Here is an 18,954-nt window from a genome sequence, read left to right as displayed (position 1 = left end):
CCATCACCTGCAATAAAAATTCGTTTTACAGTTAGCTCGTTTTAAATTTATTAAGCATTTTCCCGATCCACGAACCAGAATCATTTTCGCCATAATTCCCATATCCATATCCATATCCATAGTACTTGCTGGCAATATCATTTACAACAATACCTAGGTTTTTCATTTTTCCCTTACGGTATAAATCCTCCACAATTGAAAGCTGTGCTTTCTGAGTAACTTTTTGTCTGACCAAATAAAGTGTCACATCTGCGTACTGAGACAATAGCTGTGCATCAGTTATGATACCAACCGGGGGAGCATCCATGATAATATAATCAAACTGTTTTTTGAGTTCATCTATTAATAAAGGGGTATTTTCACTCATTATAGTTTCAGCAGGGTTTGGAGGCAACGGACCCGATGAAATGATAAACATATTTTGATTAATTTTAAGTGGTTTTACGATGTCTTTTACATTAATATCCGGACTGATGGTATAATTACTAAATCCCACATCATTATTTACATCCAATTTTGCAGATAGTCCCGGTTTACGCAAATCTAATTCCATCAATAAAACCTTTTTCCCTGCCAATGCCAAAATGTTACCTAAATTAATCGCAGTAAAGGACTTGCCTTCTCCAGACATACTAGATGTTAGAAGAATTATTTTTTCATCCTTAGTTTTCAAATAAAATGATAAATTAGTTCGTAAGGCTCTAAATTGTTCAGAAATAGAAGATCTACTCTGATTCGCAACGATCAAATTATCTGAGCTTAAATTGTGACTAATTTCACCAACTACAGGCACCTGAGTTAAAGCTAAAATTTCTTCTTTTGTTGATATACTTGTGTTTAAAACTTCTTTTCCAAGTATTATCAATATTGGGATAATTATTCCAAAAAGTAATCCAGCCAAATAAATGCCGCTCTTTTTAGGACTAGTTGGCAATACCTCTGACTTTGGAGGGTCTATCATTTTAGCTATGGAAATATTAGATGTCTTTGATATTGCTGTTTCTTCAGCTTTTTGCATCAAGAAAATATATAACTCTTGCTTAATTTGTTGTTTTCTAGCTAATTTCAAATAATTCTTCTCAATTTGAGGGACACCTCCAATTTGACCTTCGGCTTCTTTTAGTTGTGTTCTTAATTTATTTCTCGTTACCACAAAAGAATTTTTTGTACTCTGAATATTTGATAATATACCTTTTCTCAGTCCCGTAATTTGGGTATCGATATTCTGAATAAAAGGGCTTTCTTCTGTAAGACCTAATAGTTGTTTGTCTCTTTCAATAAGCAAGCTATTATATTGATTCATCAAATTAGAAAATATAAGGTCTTGAGGTAGTAAAGAGGTTGGAAAGACACGCTTATTTTTAGTTTCATCCTTAAGATAATCTTCCAGATCACTTAGAACGGTGACCTGAGTCTCGGCTTTAGCTAACTCTGATGCAAACTCACCCGAATTCTGCACTAATAGCTTCCCTTGCTCTGTCATGTCTGCTAATTTATTCTGCTGTTTAAAGCTTTCTACTTTATTCTCTACATCACCCAATTCAGATGCAATCAAATTTAGCCGTTCCGTTATAAAACGATAAGTACTATCTGCAATAGCATTTTTATCACTTAAATTAGCCTCGGCATATCTATTAATCAGCGCATTCAAAACGTCTTCACCCTTATTAGGTAAGGTGTAAGACAGCCCTAAGTCGATAATCGAAACTTGTTTATTTGAAACATTAACAGAAAGTTGTTTCATTAATGCTGCAACACGTGAGTCAATAGAACTAACTGTAACAAAATATTCTCCCTCTGGCATTTTCAAACCATTATTTTGGGTTAAATTTAAAGTTCCAATGCCTGCAACATCAAAATTTTCATTCCACTTAACGTCTTTTTCAAAATGATCAGAACTTATTTTTAATCTGTCTCCGGAAAGTTCTTCTACGCTCAGTCTCGTCTGCCTTATCGTATCAATTCCTTTGATGATATTTAATTTAAACGGGGCCCTATACAACTCCCTACTTATTAAATTAGATTTTCGTGTATAGACAATGTTTAATTCCATTTGTCTAACCACCTGCTCCATTAGAAATCTGGTTTTCAGAATCTCGACCTCATTATCGACTGAATTTTTACCACCCATTAATCCACCTAGATCCATCAAAGCTCCCGCCTGCTTACTTATTCCCCCTCCTTTTTCATCGTCATTAACTAGGAGACGAGCTTTTATCTGATAAGTTGGCGGAGTATATCTTGAATATAGAAATGAAGCAACCAGGCATATAAATACACTAAAAATAAACCAGTGCCATTTATCAATCAATTTATTGAAAACCTTTTTTAAATCAATGCTATTTTCTTCGTTATCAAAGTTCTTCGATGGAACTCCTTCAGCTGTATGCATGTATATATAGTATAATAAATAAAAATCTATTTGAGATTTGTAATTGCGATTACAATCACAGAAAGTACTGATGCTATTACGCCAATAGTCTGAATTTGCCCTGAATTAGATGCAGAAACCTTACGTTTATTCGGTTCAATATAAATAACATCATTCTGCTTCAAATAATAAAAAGGGCTATTGAAAATCTCTGATGAATTCAAATTCAGCCTTGCAAATTCTTTTTTACCATCATTATCACGAACAATCAGTACATTTTCTCTTCTTCCGTAGATGGTCAAATCCCCGGCTAAACTTAATGCATCTAAAATAGATACCTTCTCATTGGGTAAAGTATAAGTCGATGGCGTATTAACCTCACCGAGCACACTTACTTTAAAATTAGCAAAACGCAGTTGAACATTCGGATCCTTATAATCCTTACTCACCTTCTCGCGAACTAATTCTCTGGCTTGATAGGTGGTCAATCCTGCAACTCTAACTTTACCAACCAGCGAAAGTTCAATATCACCGTTCCTGTCTACCAGGAAACCTGTGGTTTGACTTGCTGCAGCAGAATTTGTACTTCCCCCCAATAATGGTGTTGCCGCCGCCTGGTTAACAACCGCACCCGTCTGAGGATTCAGCGTAAAAATATTAATACTTAAAATATCATCAGTTTGAATAACAGGCTCCGTAAATTTAGCTGCATTTTCAAGCTTTGCCTGATCAACGCCCTGTATATCCTGGAAATAAGCGATCTTTTTATTGCTCACACAAGAAGATGCTAAAGCAACAATTGCTACAAATAGACTTAATTTGAGAGTTTTAATTACGTTAATATTTATATTCATAGGTACGATTATTGTTATAATCAAATTGGCAGGCGCAAATTTAACTTTTTAATTATATTTTCACAGGTTATTTTTACCATCATAAGAAAAGCTCCTTGTTTTTAAACGGATAATTCCCTAGTTTCTGATGCAAAGAACCATTTGCTACCGCATTAGATAATGCATCCAGGTGCTTTTCATGATGCAAATCTGTTGCAGCAAAGTCATACATGCCTTTCGACAATAAATATTCTGCGGTTTTCTTTACTTCCTTACCATAATAACCCGTAACGGCCAGCAAATTCAACTGGAAAAATACCCCCATGTCTTTCAACCGATGATACTTTGCATGGTGGTTATGGTAAAAATTATATCTTTCAGGATGTGCCAGGATTACTTTATAACCCTTGATCTGCAAATCAAAAATGCTTTTTTCTATATCAGGAGTCTCAAATAGGTAAGACATCTCAACAAGGATATGCTTATCAGGCATACACAAGAGACTTTCATGAACGCTAAATGTATTGTCGATCATATGCTCTGCGGCAGTAGAGACACTGATATCCAGCCCCTTCTCAGCTAATGCTGATTTTACCAAATCCAAAGCAGGCAAAATAGTTTCAGTCGTATTAGGATAAAGTTCAGTATAGATATGTGGGGTACAAATGAATTTGCTAAAACCAAGCTCATTCAGCCTTTTAATCAAGTGAACAGAAGTTTGAACATCAGGAGAACCATCATCAATACCCGGAAGTAAATGAGAATGGATATCGACGCCCAGCCATTCCAGGTCAGTAACCGGCTTACTTTTGTTAAAAATTGAAAACATTAATTATTTTTAATTGATTCTAACATATCCAAATTTTTCCCTGTAACCTAAAACAGGCGCTGCCAAAAATATAAAGAAAAATCCGCAACAACCACATTTTGTATTAATATTCAATCATTTAACACTAGAGTATCATTCTGATAACCTATTCAAAATAATTCAAAGTCTTAAATCCGCCGTCTTTCAAATACTCATCTTTCTTCATCAAATGCAGATCCGACTGAACCATATCCTTTACCAGCGCTGCTAGATCGTATTTTGGCTTCCATCCCAATTTTGTATTTGCCTTGGTAGGGTCACCTAACAACAAATCAACTTCTGTAGGGCGGAAATATTTCTCGTCAACCTGAACAACAACTGTGCCCGGCTTCAAATACTCATCGTTTAATCCAAACTTGGCCACCATATCCTGATCTACATCGATAATTACACCCCGCTCATATTGATCCTTACCGCTAAATTCTATATCTATACCCAGCTCAGCAAAGCTCATCCTCACGAAATCTCTTACTGTTGTTGTCACCCCAGTTGCGATCACATAATCTTCTGCTTTTTCCTGCTGTAAAATCAGCCACATGGCTTCTATATAGTCTTTAGCATGACCCCAATCGCGCTGTGCCGACAAGTTGCCCAAGTATAAACAGCTCTGTAAACCCAAAGCAATCTTAGCTGCTGCCCTGGTGATCTTACGCGTCACGAAAGTCTCCCCTCTCAGTGGACTTTCATGGTTGAATAAAATACCATTGCAGGCATACATCCCATAAGCTTCCCTATAGTTAACAGTGATCCAATATGCATACATCTTAGCAACTGCATAAGGCGAACGTGGATAAAAAGGAGTACTCTCACTCTGAGGCACCGCCTGAACCAAACCATACAATTCTGAAGTCGAAGCTTGGTAGATTCTTGTTTTTTTCTCCAGTCCCAATATACGTATCGCTTCCAATAGTCTCAATGTACCCACGCCATCTGCATTAGCCGTGTATTCCGGCATTTCAAAACTCACATGAACGTGACTCATCGCTGCCAGGTTATAAATCTCATCCGGCTGCGTTTCCTGAATGATGCGGATCAGGTTGGTTGAATCCGTTAGATCACCGAAATGAAGTTTGAAGTTTACTCCCTGCTCATGCTGATCCTGGTACAGGTGATCGATTCGATCAGTATTGAATAAAGATGATCTTCTTTTAAGACCATGCACAAAATATCCTTTTTTTAACAAAAACTCTGCTAAATAGGCCCCATCCTGACCTGTCACCCCTGTAATTAAGGCTACTTTCATCGATTATACGCTTTAATATTTAAGTCTGTAAACATACGCAATTATTTATTTTGCTACAGTCGAGCATCTGCAAACTTGCGGTCAATACATGATTTGGTATCAAATATTACCGCTCCACTATCTTTATATTGCTGGTAGTCCAAATTCAAAAATTCGGAATGCGCCACAGCAATAATGATGGCCTTATACTCCAAAGAGTCTAAATTCTTAAGCAATTCAATGCCGTATTCTTCCTTTACTTCCTCCGGATCGGCCCACGGATCATAAAGATCCACTACCATCCCAAACTGCTTCAATTCGGTATAGATGTCTATTACCCTTGTGTTTCTTATATCCGGACAGTTTTCTTTAAATGCAAAACCAAGTATCAATGCCCTCTCTCCTTTCACAACCGACCCCTTTGCAATGAGCATCTTCACAACCTTACCTGCAACAAACACACCCATATCTTCATTTACCCTTCTTCCTGAGAGGATAACCTGAGGATTATAGCCCAAAGCGTTTGACTTATGCACTAAATAATAAGGATCCACACCGATGCAATGACCGCCTACCAGTCCTGGTTTATATTTTAAGAAATTCCATTTTGTACCCGCCGCCGCAAGTACATCAGAAGTGTCAATGTTCAATTTATCAAAAATAAGGGCCAGCTCATTCACAAAAGAAATATTCAAATCCCTTTGTGCATTTTCAATCGCCTTCGAGGCTTCGGCCACTTTGATACTAGGTGCCTTATGTGTTCCTGCGGTAATGATCTGACCATATAATTGATCTACCATATCTGCAATTTCAGGCGTTGAGCCTGAAGTGACCTTAACTATTTTTGTAAGGGTATTTACTTTATCTCCCGGATTTATCCTTTCTGGTGAATACCCACAGTAAAAGTCTACATTGTATTTCAAGCCCGAATATTTTTCCAGGATTGGCACGCAATCTTCCTCCGTACAACCTGGGTAAACAGTCGATTCATAAATGACCGTATCACCCTTAGTCAAAACCTGGGCAATCATTTTAGTCGCAGTAAGCAATGGTTTCAAATCCGGGGCTTTAAACTGATCTACAGGCGTAGGGACAGTAACGATATAGATATCGGCTTTGTTTAATAGTGTTTTATCGGCCGATAGACGTAATCCTTTATTTAAAACAGTGTTCAACTCAGACAGATCAGCTTCTTTAGTTCGGTCTTGATTAGCTAGCAGATCGTTTACCCGTTGTTCATTGATATCGAATCCCAGAACATCATAATGCTTTGCAAATGCCATCGCAAGAGGGAGCCCTACATAACCTAATCCTATTATAGCAATATATGGCTTTTCAATACCCGGCATAGTGGACAAACATACTGAAATATTCGATCTGTAAAAAACGCATGACAATCTATAAATTAAAGAATATTAAAAACAAAAGGGCTTTAAATAAGCCCTGTTTTCTTTTCTTTAAGCAAAACATATCTGTTTGTAGTACATTTTGGACACCAGTAAATTCTTACAGGAACAAAACCAAAGACCTGTTTAAGGAGGAAACCCCGTGGTACCTGATAGTGGAAATCAGAGTTGCATTTTCTGCATTTGTAATCTAAATAGCTCATTTATATGTGTGTTTGTTTGCGTTAACGTGATAACTTGTCATTTCGCTACATTACCTAATTCACGAATAGATAAATTATCATTTTCATTTGTTACCCCCTTGTAAGCAAAAACCTGACCAAATTTTCTAAGGACAGGTTTAAGTCACTAAGTGGTTACGTATATATTTGTTAAAGGGGGCTATTATCAGTAACACTTCCCTTTTATAAGAAACCCAATTTGGTTATATAGCATTTTGGAATGCTATTTTTAGCTTATCCAAGGATGGTTTGGTAATGGGATGTTAAAATACAGCTTAGATAATTGATCAAATAGGAATTATTCAAATAGTCCGTGCGTTAAATTTATTACATATTGCTATTTGTTCGTCATTTAATCAAATGTTTTATTTTTTGCGACTTTCCCCAGAGACTCGGACATTTAAAACTAGGAAAATCAGGACAATCACGTAACTTAAAATTACATTAACTGAGATGAAAACAAGTCGGCCTTTCAGCCGACTTATTTTGACGTAACATCAACACATAATCTTTTTGTCTATCACCACTTTTAATTAATTTTTCTTGAAGATCAATAAAATTTCATGATCCGATCCGCATATCGCGACCCAATATAGCATATCAAAAAGTTGTAACTCAATAAGCTTTGTATACAACCCAAAATCTACGGCCAAGTTGCTAAAGCTACTTTACTTTTGTCAGGTATAAGAAATACTTTTTCGTTAAAAATCATTGGTGTAATTTCTACCGCAGCACTAGTCAAACAAATTTTGCAGTCTCGTAAACACTTTTCAACAGTAGTGCTTTTATCTTAGAAATAAGATAGTAACAATTGCCAAAATTGTGTTTAGAATAGAGCTCTGGATTTACATCATATTTTGCAGTGTAGTAATAGTCAGGCTCACTTGCCAATTCATCAACTACATTCCACCTTCTAATCAACAGGTCGTAGAACCTTCGCACCATAGTCAAGCGGCTTACTATAACTTTTTAGCTGTTTTCCAACTAATCCGTTCTACAAACCCCACTTCCAGCACACATGACTACAAAAAATGATCCTCTACGACTTGGGTTTATCCCATGCCCTACCGGTCAAAGGTATAAAAAGTACCCCATGCAAACTCATACCCCTCGTTTATTTCATCAATCAATCTTAATCTCTCAGCATTTTCAGCATTAGTAACAATTAAACTTTTCTCAGTTTCTATGTCATCTATATCAAGTACCTTAAACTTATTTCGTTCGAAATTAGAATGAAGTTCAGACTTAAACTGGCTTTTACTCTCTGCCAAACAAGCAACATTTACATATGCTCCATCTGAGGTTATGAATTCGTTTCCTTCAAGTGGTATAACTTCCACTAAGGCCAACCATATTTTCTTATTCATTATTTTTTCTTTTTACTTGGATATTCATGATGAACGTTGTCACTTTTTTTTCCGGCCTTAGTCCCATAATCCTTTGTACCCTTGCCTTTTCCCTTAACGCCAGTGCCATGGTGATAATGCGATCCGCCTTTGTTATCTTTAGTATGCTTTACTGGCGTTCCCTTTCCACCCTGCCTTGCAGCGTCTTTTGCTTGTTTTTGCGAAGAATGATGTACAGTATGTACCATAGGTTTACCACTAGGGCCTAGTTTTTGACCTGTTTTAACATCTAGCTTTTGTCCCACATGTGTAACCACATCGGCTACTTTCTCACCAACATACTTAAGTAATTTCTTTGCGGTGCTTCCAGAAATAACAGGGAGTAAAATCCCTAAGCCTGCGGCCGTCTTATCTACTGCTGTTGCTCTTGAACCATCTATATTTATTGCTTTTGAACCTCTCGTTAAAGTAGTAGCTAGTACGGTTGCATCGTTAACATCCGTAAAACTCAAATAAAGTCCAGGTAGTTTTTTAAATCCTTCCGAGATATCCGCACCGATAAATCCTAGTTCATTTGACATTGACATACCGCAACTTCCGTCACACGGGTGGTCGGGGCAGTTTCCATCCGGATCAATCAGATTTATGGGATTATTCCAAGTGTAGGCATATGGAGATTTATCGATCTGCTCTTCGTCATCACTTAAAGCATCAACAACGTTGAAACGCCCAATCACCGGGTCATAGAACCTTGCCCCATAATCAAGCTGTCCCAGCTCTGTTTGCAACTCCTTGCCATTATAAAGATACTTATTCACCCCGGCACTTGCAACCTTCTGCATCCCAAAAGCATAATAGTTATCTATTTGAAGAGCTTGAATACTCCCTGTGACAGGGTGTTTATTAAACGTATACCTCACATTACCCAAATGATCCGCCAGGTTATATTCATAACTATAAACCCCGCTATTATTCCTGGCCTTACCTTCCTCAGTCATGATAAACTCGATCGCACCACCAGTATACTGGATTCCGTCCACGTAATCTGAAGTAGCTTCCGAACTACTCACTTTCCTTAGCTTCTTACCCGTCGCATCATAAGTGTAGGTCATGCTCAAACCTGATTTTGTTACGGCTATAGGTAAACTCAAATGGTTATAACTCAGCGTCACGCCATTGCGGCCATCAAAAGTCACGCTTCCATTCTCATCATACAAATAACTGCCTGTAGCAAGTGGCCCGCCTGCAATGTTCTGAAGCTGGTTACCTGTATAGTTATACAATCCCACTGCACCGCCATCCCTGCTCAATGTCTTAATATTTCCCATGACATCATAGGTCAATACCTCTGACATGGTAATACCCGTACTGGTACCAGTTGCCAGCCTGTTCAGCTTATCATAACCATAAGTAAACACATTCGGAAAACTCGATCCTGTACCCCATTCCTGGTTAGCAATATTGCCATTGTACTGCGGCGACGTTCCATTATCGTATTTCAGCTTCACACTGAACTGGTCAGAAATGCTGGTTCCTAACCAGCCACGCTCATTATACGCGTAATCTGTATGTTGAAGGAAGGTTGCCCCATCAGTACTATGTAATGATTTTTTCAGCAACTGCCCAACTTCATTGTAATCCATCTTGCTCAAAACAACCTCTGACTGCCCATTAATGGACTCAAACGTAGCCTTCTTCCTTCCCATATGATCATATTCATAACGACTGGCAATAGTTGTAGTTGCTCCACCTACAACATGTGTCCTGGTACTGGAGATCAGCTCATCCGCAAAGTTATAGGTATTAACTACCCTATCGGTACCACTCAGGTGATTCTCAGCTACAGACTCCTGTAACCGTCCTTCATCATCATAATAATTCAGCGTCCAGCTTGACAAACCCCCATCAGTCTGATAAACCCTGGTGCCAGTCAACAATCCTTTCGTCTTAGTACTTGCAGTATTTTGCGCAGGCAGTACAGACTGCATACCCATGAAATTATAATCATCATAATAATTCATGGTATAGTAAAAATCAACATTGGTCTTTGGCAAAGCAACATTGGTATAATCCGTTACACCATTACTTGTTCTTGTTTCCCACAACGGCAAGCCGTTATCTGCATGGGTATTCACAGTGGCCTGTAATGTTGGTCTCTCTGAGGCATCACCATAAAGACCTGTAATCACTACCCTACCAAATGTATCATATTTGGTAAAAATCCATTTGCCGGCATTCTTCTGCTTAGTATCCTGATTGAATACCACTTGGTCAAGCTTATTATAAACCATATACTCCCAACCTTTACCGGGAAGCTTCTTCTCAATCAAACGCTTCCTGCCATCGTACCTGTACTGATAGCAAAAATTATCCAGCACCGTCTGGGTAGGTATAGAAGCTGCATCAGGATCAGCGCCCGGAGGCAGCACAAAGCTTAGGTTTCCCAGGTCATCATAAACATAGTAAGTACTCAAAGTCTCTATATTGTTATCCGGCTTCCTATTGAATGTTCTTTTCAGTACTACACGATCATCTTTATCCTTATACTCTTCCGTAGTACCTGCTTTGCCATCACCACTGACCCAATTCTCATCTTTCGTTATGGTCAGGTAAAGCTCATTAGCCGCATAATAACCAGTTCCTGACAGCGTTCTTTTATATTCCTGTCCGGATGTTGTTACTTCATCAGCCTTATATAACCTCACTGCAAACCCCGTCGTAGCATATCCGGTTAAAAGATTGTTCGTTCCATACTCCATTTTCTGTGTATGCCCCGCACTGAGCTGCCAGGACGCCCCTGGTGCACCTTGTTCCAATACCCTGTTCAATGGCGAAGCCTCAAACCTGGTTTCTGCAAAAGCAGAATTAGCAATGGCACTTACCCCGGGAGCGGAATAAGCCACCGGGTTGTTATAAAAAGCGACCTGGTCTGCAAGCGCCGTACTTTTATAACTACCGTTGCTGCTACCTAAAGCAGCAGTATAAGGAAGGTGCTTTTTTACTTCTCTGCCAAAAGCGTCGTATTCCACAGGCTGTACCACATCCCGGAATGTCGGGCTACCCTGCACTGTTACTGTCTGCAATGGCCTTCCCAAACCATCTAAATATTGAACCGTCTGGTTTACCTCGCAGACGCTTCTTACATTATCAATATTCGTGCTGTTTACTCCCGCTACTTTAAATACCCTTGAACGAATGTAATTCTGATTCATACTCGGTGTCCATGCCAACGGTGTACAATCCTGGAAACTCCCTCCTGTAAAAATCCTTACGGTATTACCCGCAGGTATATAAAAACCATCAGCCAAAGTTACACTGCCACTGGCTTTGATCTCTGTCTGTCCACTATAGGTATTTAATGTAATGTGCTGGGCGCTTACACGCCCCATACCAAACACTGCTAATAAAGCAGCGGTCATATATACGCCTCTTCTCAGCGCTTTGTTAAATTGCTTTTTCATGTTTAAGAGCGTTTATGGTTTATAATGATAATCGTAACTTTTGATGATGTGACCGTCCTGATCTTTAATATATTTCAACCGCTGGAACGAATCATATTCATAGTAAGTAGTCATGCCTTTTGCATCCGTCTGGCTGGTTGTCCCAATCAGTGGAGCATAAGTTATCGTATTTACAGATGCATCTTTCAAAGAAATAGCTGTTCTTAAGGGAGCCAGGAAAGTTGCTACCTGCGAATTTGTAGGTTGAAGTATATTCCCGAAAGTACTTACAGCAGAACTGCCACCTAAAGCGGTTTCAACAGTCGCGTAATCTGCATTACTGATCTCAGCAATAGGAACAGATTTTCCATAACCCCATACATAGCAGATCTTAGTTCCTTTTTCCTGCATAAGACTTAAGGGATTACCTTTATCATCATATTGCAGATAGCGCAGTCTGGCTTCAGGAGTTTCATTTTTAAACTGCGTATTTACAGAATCCGGAAGTATTAAAGTAATGGCGGGAGACCAGCCCATTTTATAAGTCGTCATCTGTTTTGTCTGCCTTACAGAATTCACAAGCTGCTCCTGTTCTACAACAGGAGAAAACATGTGTCTGTTTATCATTTCCTGGTAAGGAACTGTCTTGCCTAAAGCAACCATTTCGTGAGGATACCGGTTTACAGACGATATAGACTGTCCTTTACTATTAGTTGTGATCGTACCGGTCAATTGCGCATGCAAAGGGTTATTGTAGATATAATCCGTTATATTGCTTACCGAATCCGGTGTCCCTACTGAATTATAGGTATAATCTATTTTTGTTGTTTTCTTTAAATATTGCCATTCACTTCGATTGGCGTACAAAACACTTAAAAAAGAAGATGGGGGGCTGGTCATAAGTGTATAATGCAAGTCATAGCTTACTGCCAAAGTACCGCTTCCATACAAATTTGGAGAAGACAGAGAGCTATTGTATTCGTATTCGTTCACAATTTTCTGAATCTTTCTATTGTCTTTGTCATACTGAATTTCTTTCTTCAGTAAACCTCTTTTAAAAGAATTGCTGCGTGTCGGTGGAAACGGAGGAAGATTGAATATTTCATCCGGAGCATCATAAGCAGATGTAAACCAGCTTCTGGTACTACCATTATCCCCATTGTTCTTAAACACCTTAACTTCGCTGTAAGTAACTATCCCCCCATCAGAGGCTCCAAGTGGTGCTATGCTGTTTGAAGTTCTGGCGATCATTCTACATTCGCATTCATGAACATTATTCTGTGTTGGCCCCATCACAATGTAAGTACCTACCTTTTTAGTCTCATATTCATAGCTAGGACTTGCATTAAGTATTCCGCTTGATACTCCTGCGTCTCCTTCAAGCCTGTAAACATAATTGATCGTTTCTTTCACCAGATTATCATTTATCTGGTCATTAATAATCTGTTTGATCCTAAAACCACTAGCTTTCTTGTTCTTAATAATTACATTAAAATCATAGATAATGTAATTTGCATTGATGCTAGCAGTGTAACCCTTATCTTCTATATGAGCTATAATTGTATAGTTTCCAGCTACTAAATCCAGATAAATCTGTTGCTGATTTGTATTTTCTCCATTGTAGGTAAAGATTGGTGTTGACTGCCCAACTTTATAGAGCGACACATAATAATCGCCCAAGGCAGTGAAAGCACTACGTTGGATCCTGTAATTGATTAATACCTTTTGTGCCGTCTGAAGTGTAAAAGGAGTAGTTTGTTCTTTAACAACGTTAGCACCGTTACTTGGATTGCTTACGTTTGCCGTAGCATAACCCGGCGAACTTTTATATTCCAGGGGAAGAGCATTAGCATTGATGCTGCTATAATCATGTACCTCATATTTGAATTCAGATGATCCGCCTGTAGGATAGATCATTTTAGTTAGCATACCAATAGCGGCATATAAGGAATCCGGCTCCCTGCTGGAAAGAGAGGTTTGAAAATATTGATCGTATGCCGTCCCCAATTTCCACGGCACCAGATTAGACCCATTAGCTGCCCCATTGTAATACCCCCAGTGATCTATGCTATAGGTCTTGGATGAGGGAATTGAAGCTGTATTATAAATGAACTGATAAGGCTTGTTCAGAGTTCCGTCAGCGGCCACTTCTGTTACTGAACTCAGCATGAGCCGGTTAAAAATTTCAGAACTCGTGTTAAAATTAGATGGCCCCAGGTAACTGTAATCAAAATTGAACTTTTTAATGACTTCACTATTGGAATTCTTTAATACAACCTGGTCCAATCTCTTTGCCTCTCCTCCTGAGAAAAGGTCTGCCCGTGTAGTTTCTGCTATAAAGTTAACCTCTCCATCCTGAAACTTTATCTTAGACAGTCGTTTTCCATTGATATACAAATAAGTGGCATAGTTATCAACTGGACTTGTCATCGTTTCACATGCTGCCCTTTCCAAAGAAGGAAAATCACCTGTAGGACCACCAGCGAAGTAATACCTAGTCTGAGAATCCTGACCGAGGATACTTGTTCCTTCTGTTACGTATTCAAATTTAACTACATCACCATCAGGAGCTATTACGTCGACCAGATACCATGCGGTCTTAGTAACTGGTGGGATTGGAACCCCTGGTGCACCATTTGTATCATCGTATTCAGTGGTCTCAATTCCGTATCTATCTTCTGAAGCACCAAAAACATACTTAACTCCACCTTCATCAGTAATCACCCAGTTATCACTTGATCTCTCTATCTTTAGCGACTGGTACGGAACTGCCTGAATACCTCTGGATGTGATCAACAATTTCCCAGATCTGCCCATGAAATTAAAATAGTAGATATCCGGTAAACCATCCCAATGACCGGTTGCCAGTTCAGTTTTCTGATATGTTGTAAGGTTTGGTCGAACAGCACTAAAACCAGCATTATCAAGGATAGGATCTGGAGGGTTAATTGTACCACCAACGCCCATTACATTATTATAACCAAATGATGCTTCATCAGGCTGTCCCTGCACAGCTCTGGTAATTACCCCTCCGGCGTTTATTGTCCAGCCAGCACCTGTCCATGATGCCCTTTCATCCACCTTAAAACCTGAATTATGATAACTCAAATTGATAGGAACTGTAATGCTACCAGACTTTACTTCGAACAACGGTACACCGATATTTGCCATACCAGTAAACTTACTTACCGGCACCTCTCCATATTTCCCAAGTGCCGCTGCATTTGGAGATGGCGGCAATTTGATTTTGTTCTTTATGTAAGCATTATCCTGGGCAAAAGCTGCCGAGTTTAACACTAGGAAAAAGCTAAGAGATAGAATTCTTGTATATAAATTTTTCATGTTTATTTTTTAGCTATTTAATTATATTTTCTTTGGATTTACTGATCTTCTCACCCTTCACCAATTCCTTCAATGCACCTATTTCCTTCTCCTGCCTTATCAAATGTAGCGTCAGCTCCTCAATCTTCTGAAGCAATTTTGCATTCATATCTCCCAGATCTACGCCATTGGCTTTTACCTCACTTGCCGAAGGAATCCCCGGCAAATGACCTTTTTCTTTGATATGCTTTTCTGTATCTTGAAGCGTCGGAACCTTATAAGCTGACGTAAACACATAATCCGGCCAGGCGCCCTGGAGCTTTACTTTCACTGACTCCGCAACCATATTACCAGCCACAGCGAGTTTATAACCCTTTGTGTCAGCCGTACCAACTCCAACATTTCCAGAAGCATCGACCGCCATTGACGTAATATCAGTTCCATCTAGCTTCACTACATTAAATCTGATTTCCTGCTCAAGTAATCTCATGTAAGAGCCGCCTTTTACTGTACTTATTCGTTGAATACCAGCGACCGGTTCAACACTGTTATATACATTATTTCCAATTCCTACGCCCGTATATGTCAATCCTGGCTCACTTGCCCACAATGTCAGATCTGCATTTCTTTCTGGCATCGGATTTTCATAGTGAAAGTTCATATTCGTATTGCTGTGTCCACCTACAATCTGGAGCCTGTTCTGAGGACTAAGAGTGCCAATCCCCACATTTCCATTCACATCCTCTACCAGCAATTTCCTCCATGCCTCCCAGGAACTGACATTATGTGCCCCAGTCCTGTAAAATATGCCCCCATCATTGAAGTTAAGCTGGTGATTTTTACCTCCCGAAGCGTCTCCCCAAGGTGCTATCGTCATCATACCTGAATACGCACCAGTTCCTGGCACACCAATAACAACTCTATCTTTAAAATCGAACCGGACCTTGTATTGAAAGGCGCTAGGCAAATCATTCACAGTTCTAGTATCATGGACACTCAATTCGCTTGCCTGTCCATAGCAATTGGTCTGAATAAGTAACCCCACTAATAATGCGCAACAAGTTTTGAATGCTTTAGTAAGCATATTTCGATGTATCATTTTTTTCCAGCATTTAAATTTGATTTATTCTCTAAATTTTCCAGCCGCTTATTTTGATCAATAATGATAAGCGTCAACTCCTCAATCTTCTGAAGCAGCTTCGCATTCATGTCACCCAAATCAATCCCATTAGCTTTCACGTCACTCGCCGAAGGAATCCCTGGCAAATGACCTTTTTCTTTGATATGTTTTTCTGTTTCCTGAAGTGTCGGAACCTTATAAGCTGGCAGAAATACATAATCCGGCCAATTAGCAGTCTCCACTTTGATTTCCTGAGACCTAATTTTTCCATTAACCGCTAAGTCGTAATTACCCGGATTCGGCGTTTTTATACCTACTTTCCCTAGAAAATAAGATAAATTAGCTGCAGAAGCTAAGCTCTGTATTCCTAATAAGGATGTTATTGTAGGCTCATTACCATTCACTAAATCTACACGGGGGGCATAGAAAAACTGCTCATCATTTACGATCGGATCATAATACAAATATGACCGGTGAACTGATTCTGTAGCACCTACAGGGAACTTAAAATCAGTAATATCGACTGCTTTAATTCCTGTAACTCCATCATATATACCACCATAGCTAACAGAGGAATTATCGCCACTGCCGTGCACATATCCTACAAGTAAATACCATTTATTAAGTTCCGGTAAGTCGCCATACCAAAAGTAAGGGTTATCATTTGCGGTATTATCCAGGTTCAAAACGTTATCACATCCGAGATACGATGTCCCATTATTAGAGTTTGTCTTTTTCAACCAAACACTAAACCTGTACATATTAGAATGCACAATAGGAAAAGGTGCAGTGTTCCATCCCCCATCAGCGTCATTTCCGCCATCAGGTTTCGCCCGCCATATTATCGCACGTTTGCCTTGTGGGCTTTCTCCCCATTCCCTAAAATTTTCTGTAGTCGAACCCGATAGTATAAAACCGGTTGGAGCCCCTTGTCCTACAGTCCAACCTTCTAGATTCAATAAGTTTTGAGCGTAGCTCTCTATAGCGGAAACTTGCATTGCCACCACAAAAACAATTATTTTGAATGTCAATTTCATTAGTCTATTTTTTATTTTCAAGCTTTTCCAATCGTTTTTCATAATCCTTGTTGCGCTCATTAATAATTTCTATTTGTTTGTTCTTTTCAATCAAATGCAGCGTCAGTTCCTCAATCTTCTGAAGCAACTTTGCATTCATATCCCCCAGATCAACCCCATTAGCTTTTACCTCACTAGCCGAAGGAATCCCCGGCAAATGACCTTTTTCTTTAATATATTTTTCTATTTCCTGAAGTGTCGGAACCTTATAAGATGGAAGAAATACATAATCCGGCCAATTGATATTCTCCACTTTGATCTCCCGCGCCCTGATTTTCCCATTAACGGCCAATTTATCACCTTTAGTGTCGGCAGTTCCAATCCCAACATTCCCGCTGCCGTCAGTTGTGGTAACGGTGTTAACTATAGCTGAAGAGGTAATGTCGGTTCCTTGAGGAATAGCCGTTTGTTCGGTAATCACTACGTAATGTGGTGTAAGTGTGAAACCGTATGAAAAAGCATTTACAGCAAACGAGGTATAGTTTGCAGCATCAGGCACAATAAAGAAATCTATATTAGTTCCATTCTGATATGCTTTTAATGGAACTAAAATATTTGCAGATCCTCCAAAGCTTACCTGTCTAATCTGTAAGCCCCCTCGATTAGAGATATAGTAATTTGTTTCTCCATTGGAATCCCCAAACCAACCTCCGCCAAGGATTTTAATAATCAACTTCTGCGAATTTTCAGAATTGTTACTGCCCATATTCAAACTTCCGACAAACACATACTTTGGCCCTGGAATGTTGATAATTTGTGTTGGAGTCTGTGACTTGGTGCTTAGAAAAGCAAGACAGACCAAGGAAATTAATAATAATCTTTTCATATTTTTAGCATTAATAACTAGGCTGTTTGCATTTTTCAAGTAGCCTGTTGAGTCGATTTTCAAGTTGATCTATTTTGAGTTGTTGTTCATTATCTTTCTTTCCTTTTTCAATCAAATGCAGCGTCAGCTCCTCAATCTTCTGAAGCAGCTTGGCATTCATATCACCTAAATCAACCCCATTAGCCTTTACCTCACTTGCCGAAGGAATCCCTGGCAAATGACCTTTCTCTTTAATGTGTTTTTCTGTTTCCTGAAGTGTCGGAACCTTATAAGACGGTGCGAACACATAATCCGGCCAATTAGCATTCTCTACTTTGATCTCTTTAGCCCTGATTTTACCATTTACGGCTAATTTTTCATTTGGAGAAGAAGTTCCAATCCCAACGTTCCCATTATCCATTAAAGTAAGTCGACTCGCACAAAGGCCATTCGGATCTGTACAACCTAAATTATCATAAGCCCAAAACTGTAAGCTATTTCCATACGAACCAGTCATGTTAAATATCTGCCAGTTATTAGCTGCTCCCGCAGCGGTTTTAGCAGGATTTTGTATCTGTATTGAACCGCCAATATTTGGATCAGACAAACTGCTAATAATGCTTCCCCGGACTATGGTATTTCCATTAACATCTAGTTTCGCAGTTGGCGTAGTTGTCCCCAAACCAATAAAGTCATCTGAACTTATATGAAATGGAATGCTAGCGTTGGTACTATTTGTAAATCCGAATCCCCAACTATTTGAATAAAGGCTATAAAAACTAGAATTATTCTGTTTATACATCAAAATTTCCGTGGAGTTTATTCCATTACTAGTCAGGGACAAGACTTGCTGGACTGTTTGTTGTGCGTTAGCCTTTACAATGAAAAACAGTAAGACAGGTAAGAAAAATATCTTTTTCATATG

12 protein-coding genes are annotated in these 18,954 nt (G+C 39.0%); all 12 read right to left on the bottom strand.

Annotation, left to right across the window (positions count from 1 at the left end; translation table 11 throughout):
- Positions 1-31 precede the first annotated feature (31 nt).
- Positions 32-2,392, bottom strand: a complete 2,361-nt coding sequence (locus tag FA047_RS15980) for a GumC family protein (protein ID WP_136837073.1) — start codon at positions 2,390-2,392, stop codon at positions 32-34.
- A 26-nt stretch (positions 2,393-2,418) separates the two neighbouring features.
- Positions 2,419-3,225, bottom strand: a complete 807-nt coding sequence (locus FA047_RS15975; RefSeq protein WP_136837072.1) for a polysaccharide biosynthesis/export family protein — start codon at positions 3,223-3,225, stop codon at positions 2,419-2,421.
- 79 nt (positions 3,226-3,304) lie between these two features.
- On the bottom strand, positions 3,305-4,033 hold the full coding sequence (locus FA047_RS15970; RefSeq protein ID WP_136837071.1) for a tyrosine-protein phosphatase: 729 nt from the start codon (positions 4,031-4,033) through the stop codon (positions 3,305-3,307).
- Between the two features lie 145 nt (positions 4,034-4,178).
- Positions 4,179-5,315 carry a GDP-mannose 4,6-dehydratase gene (gmd, locus tag FA047_RS15965; protein ID WP_136837070.1) on the bottom strand — a complete coding sequence of 379 codons (1,137 nt, stop codon included), beginning with the start codon at positions 5,313-5,315 and terminating at the stop codon, positions 4,179-4,181.
- A gap of 53 nt (positions 5,316-5,368) precedes the next feature.
- Positions 5,369-6,643: a nucleotide sugar dehydrogenase gene (locus FA047_RS15960; RefSeq protein WP_136837069.1), complete on the bottom strand. Its 1,275-nt coding sequence runs from the start codon at positions 6,641-6,643 to the stop codon at positions 5,369-5,371.
- Positions 6,644-7,985: 1,342 nt separating this feature from the next.
- Positions 7,986-8,288 (bottom strand): hypothetical protein, encoded by a 303-nt coding sequence (locus FA047_RS15955; RefSeq protein ID WP_136837068.1) that lies wholly within the window; start codon positions 8,286-8,288, stop codon positions 7,986-7,988.
- The gene (locus FA047_RS15950; RefSeq protein ID WP_136837067.1) at positions 8,288-11,728 is read right to left on the bottom strand and encodes a DUF6443 domain-containing protein; all 3,441 of its coding nucleotides are present in this window, start codon (positions 11,726-11,728) and stop codon (positions 8,288-8,290) included. Before FA047_RS15950 ends, FA047_RS15955 begins: the two co-directional genes overlap by 1 nt.
- Before the next feature lie 12 nt (positions 11,729-11,740).
- A complete protein-coding gene (locus FA047_RS15945; RefSeq protein ID WP_136837066.1) occupies positions 11,741-15,049 on the bottom strand; it encodes a hypothetical protein in 3,309 nt (1,102 codons plus the stop codon).
- A gap of 13 nt (positions 15,050-15,062) precedes the next feature.
- A complete protein-coding gene (locus FA047_RS20705) occupies positions 15,063-16,127 on the bottom strand; it encodes a hypothetical protein (protein ID WP_136837065.1) in 1,065 nt (354 codons plus the stop codon).
- Entirely contained in the window at positions 16,124-17,185 is a 1,062-nt protein-coding gene (locus tag FA047_RS15935; RefSeq protein ID WP_136837064.1) for a hypothetical protein, read from the bottom strand. Before FA047_RS15935 ends, FA047_RS20705 begins: the two co-directional genes overlap by 4 nt.
- Positions 17,186-17,189: 4 nt before the next feature.
- Positions 17,190-18,050 carry a hypothetical protein gene (locus FA047_RS15930; RefSeq protein WP_136837063.1) on the bottom strand — a complete coding sequence of 287 codons (861 nt, stop codon included), beginning with the start codon at positions 18,048-18,050 and terminating at the stop codon, positions 17,190-17,192.
- Between the two features lie 10 nt (positions 18,051-18,060).
- Entirely contained in the window at positions 18,061-18,951 is an 891-nt protein-coding gene (locus FA047_RS15925) for a hypothetical protein (protein WP_136837062.1), read from the bottom strand.
- Positions 18,952-18,954: the final 3 nt, after the last annotated feature.

It is taken from the genome of Pedobacter frigoris, assembly GCF_005116445.1.
Lineage (GTDB): Bacteria > Bacteroidota > Bacteroidia > Sphingobacteriales > Sphingobacteriaceae > Pedobacter > Pedobacter frigoris.
Note: the sequence above shows the minus strand (reverse complement) of the source record. Positions and strands in the feature narration are given on the sequence as shown.

Coding starts and splice junctions, on each gene's coding strand:
- FA047_RS15935 (WP_136837064.1), bottom strand. CDS start 17,185: ATGAAATTGACATTCAAAATAATTGTTTTTGTGGTGGCAATGCAAGTT.
- FA047_RS15980 (WP_136837073.1), bottom strand. CDS start 2,392: ATGCATACAGCTGAAGGAGTTCCATCGAAGAACTTTGATAACGAAGAA.
- FA047_RS15925 (WP_136837062.1), bottom strand. CDS start 18,951: ATGAAAAAGATATTTTTCTTACCTGTCTTACTGTTTTTCATTGTAAAG.
- FA047_RS15955 (WP_136837068.1), bottom strand. CDS start 8,288: ATGAATAAGAAAATATGGTTGGCCTTAGTGGAAGTTATACCACTTGAA.
- FA047_RS15950 (WP_136837067.1), bottom strand. CDS start 11,728: ATGAAAAAGCAATTTAACAAAGCGCTGAGAAGAGGCGTATATATGACC.
- FA047_RS15945 (WP_136837066.1), bottom strand. CDS start 15,049: ATGAAAAATTTATATACAAGAATTCTATCTCTTAGCTTTTTCCTAGTG.
- FA047_RS15960 (WP_136837069.1), bottom strand. CDS start 6,643: ATGCCGGGTATTGAAAAGCCATATATTGCTATAATAGGATTAGGTTAT.
- FA047_RS15970 (WP_136837071.1), bottom strand. CDS start 4,033: ATGTTTTCAATTTTTAACAAAAGTAAGCCGGTTACTGACCTGGAATGG.
- gmd (WP_136837070.1), bottom strand. CDS start 5,315: ATGAAAGTAGCCTTAATTACAGGGGTGACAGGTCAGGATGGGGCCTAT.
- FA047_RS15930 (WP_136837063.1), bottom strand. CDS start 18,050: ATGAAAAGATTATTATTAATTTCCTTGGTCTGTCTTGCTTTTCTAAGC.
- FA047_RS20705 (WP_136837065.1), bottom strand. CDS start 16,127: ATGATACATCGAAATATGCTTACTAAAGCATTCAAAACTTGTTGCGCA.
- FA047_RS15975 (WP_136837072.1), bottom strand. CDS start 3,225: ATGAATATAAATATTAACGTAATTAAAACTCTCAAATTAAGTCTATTT.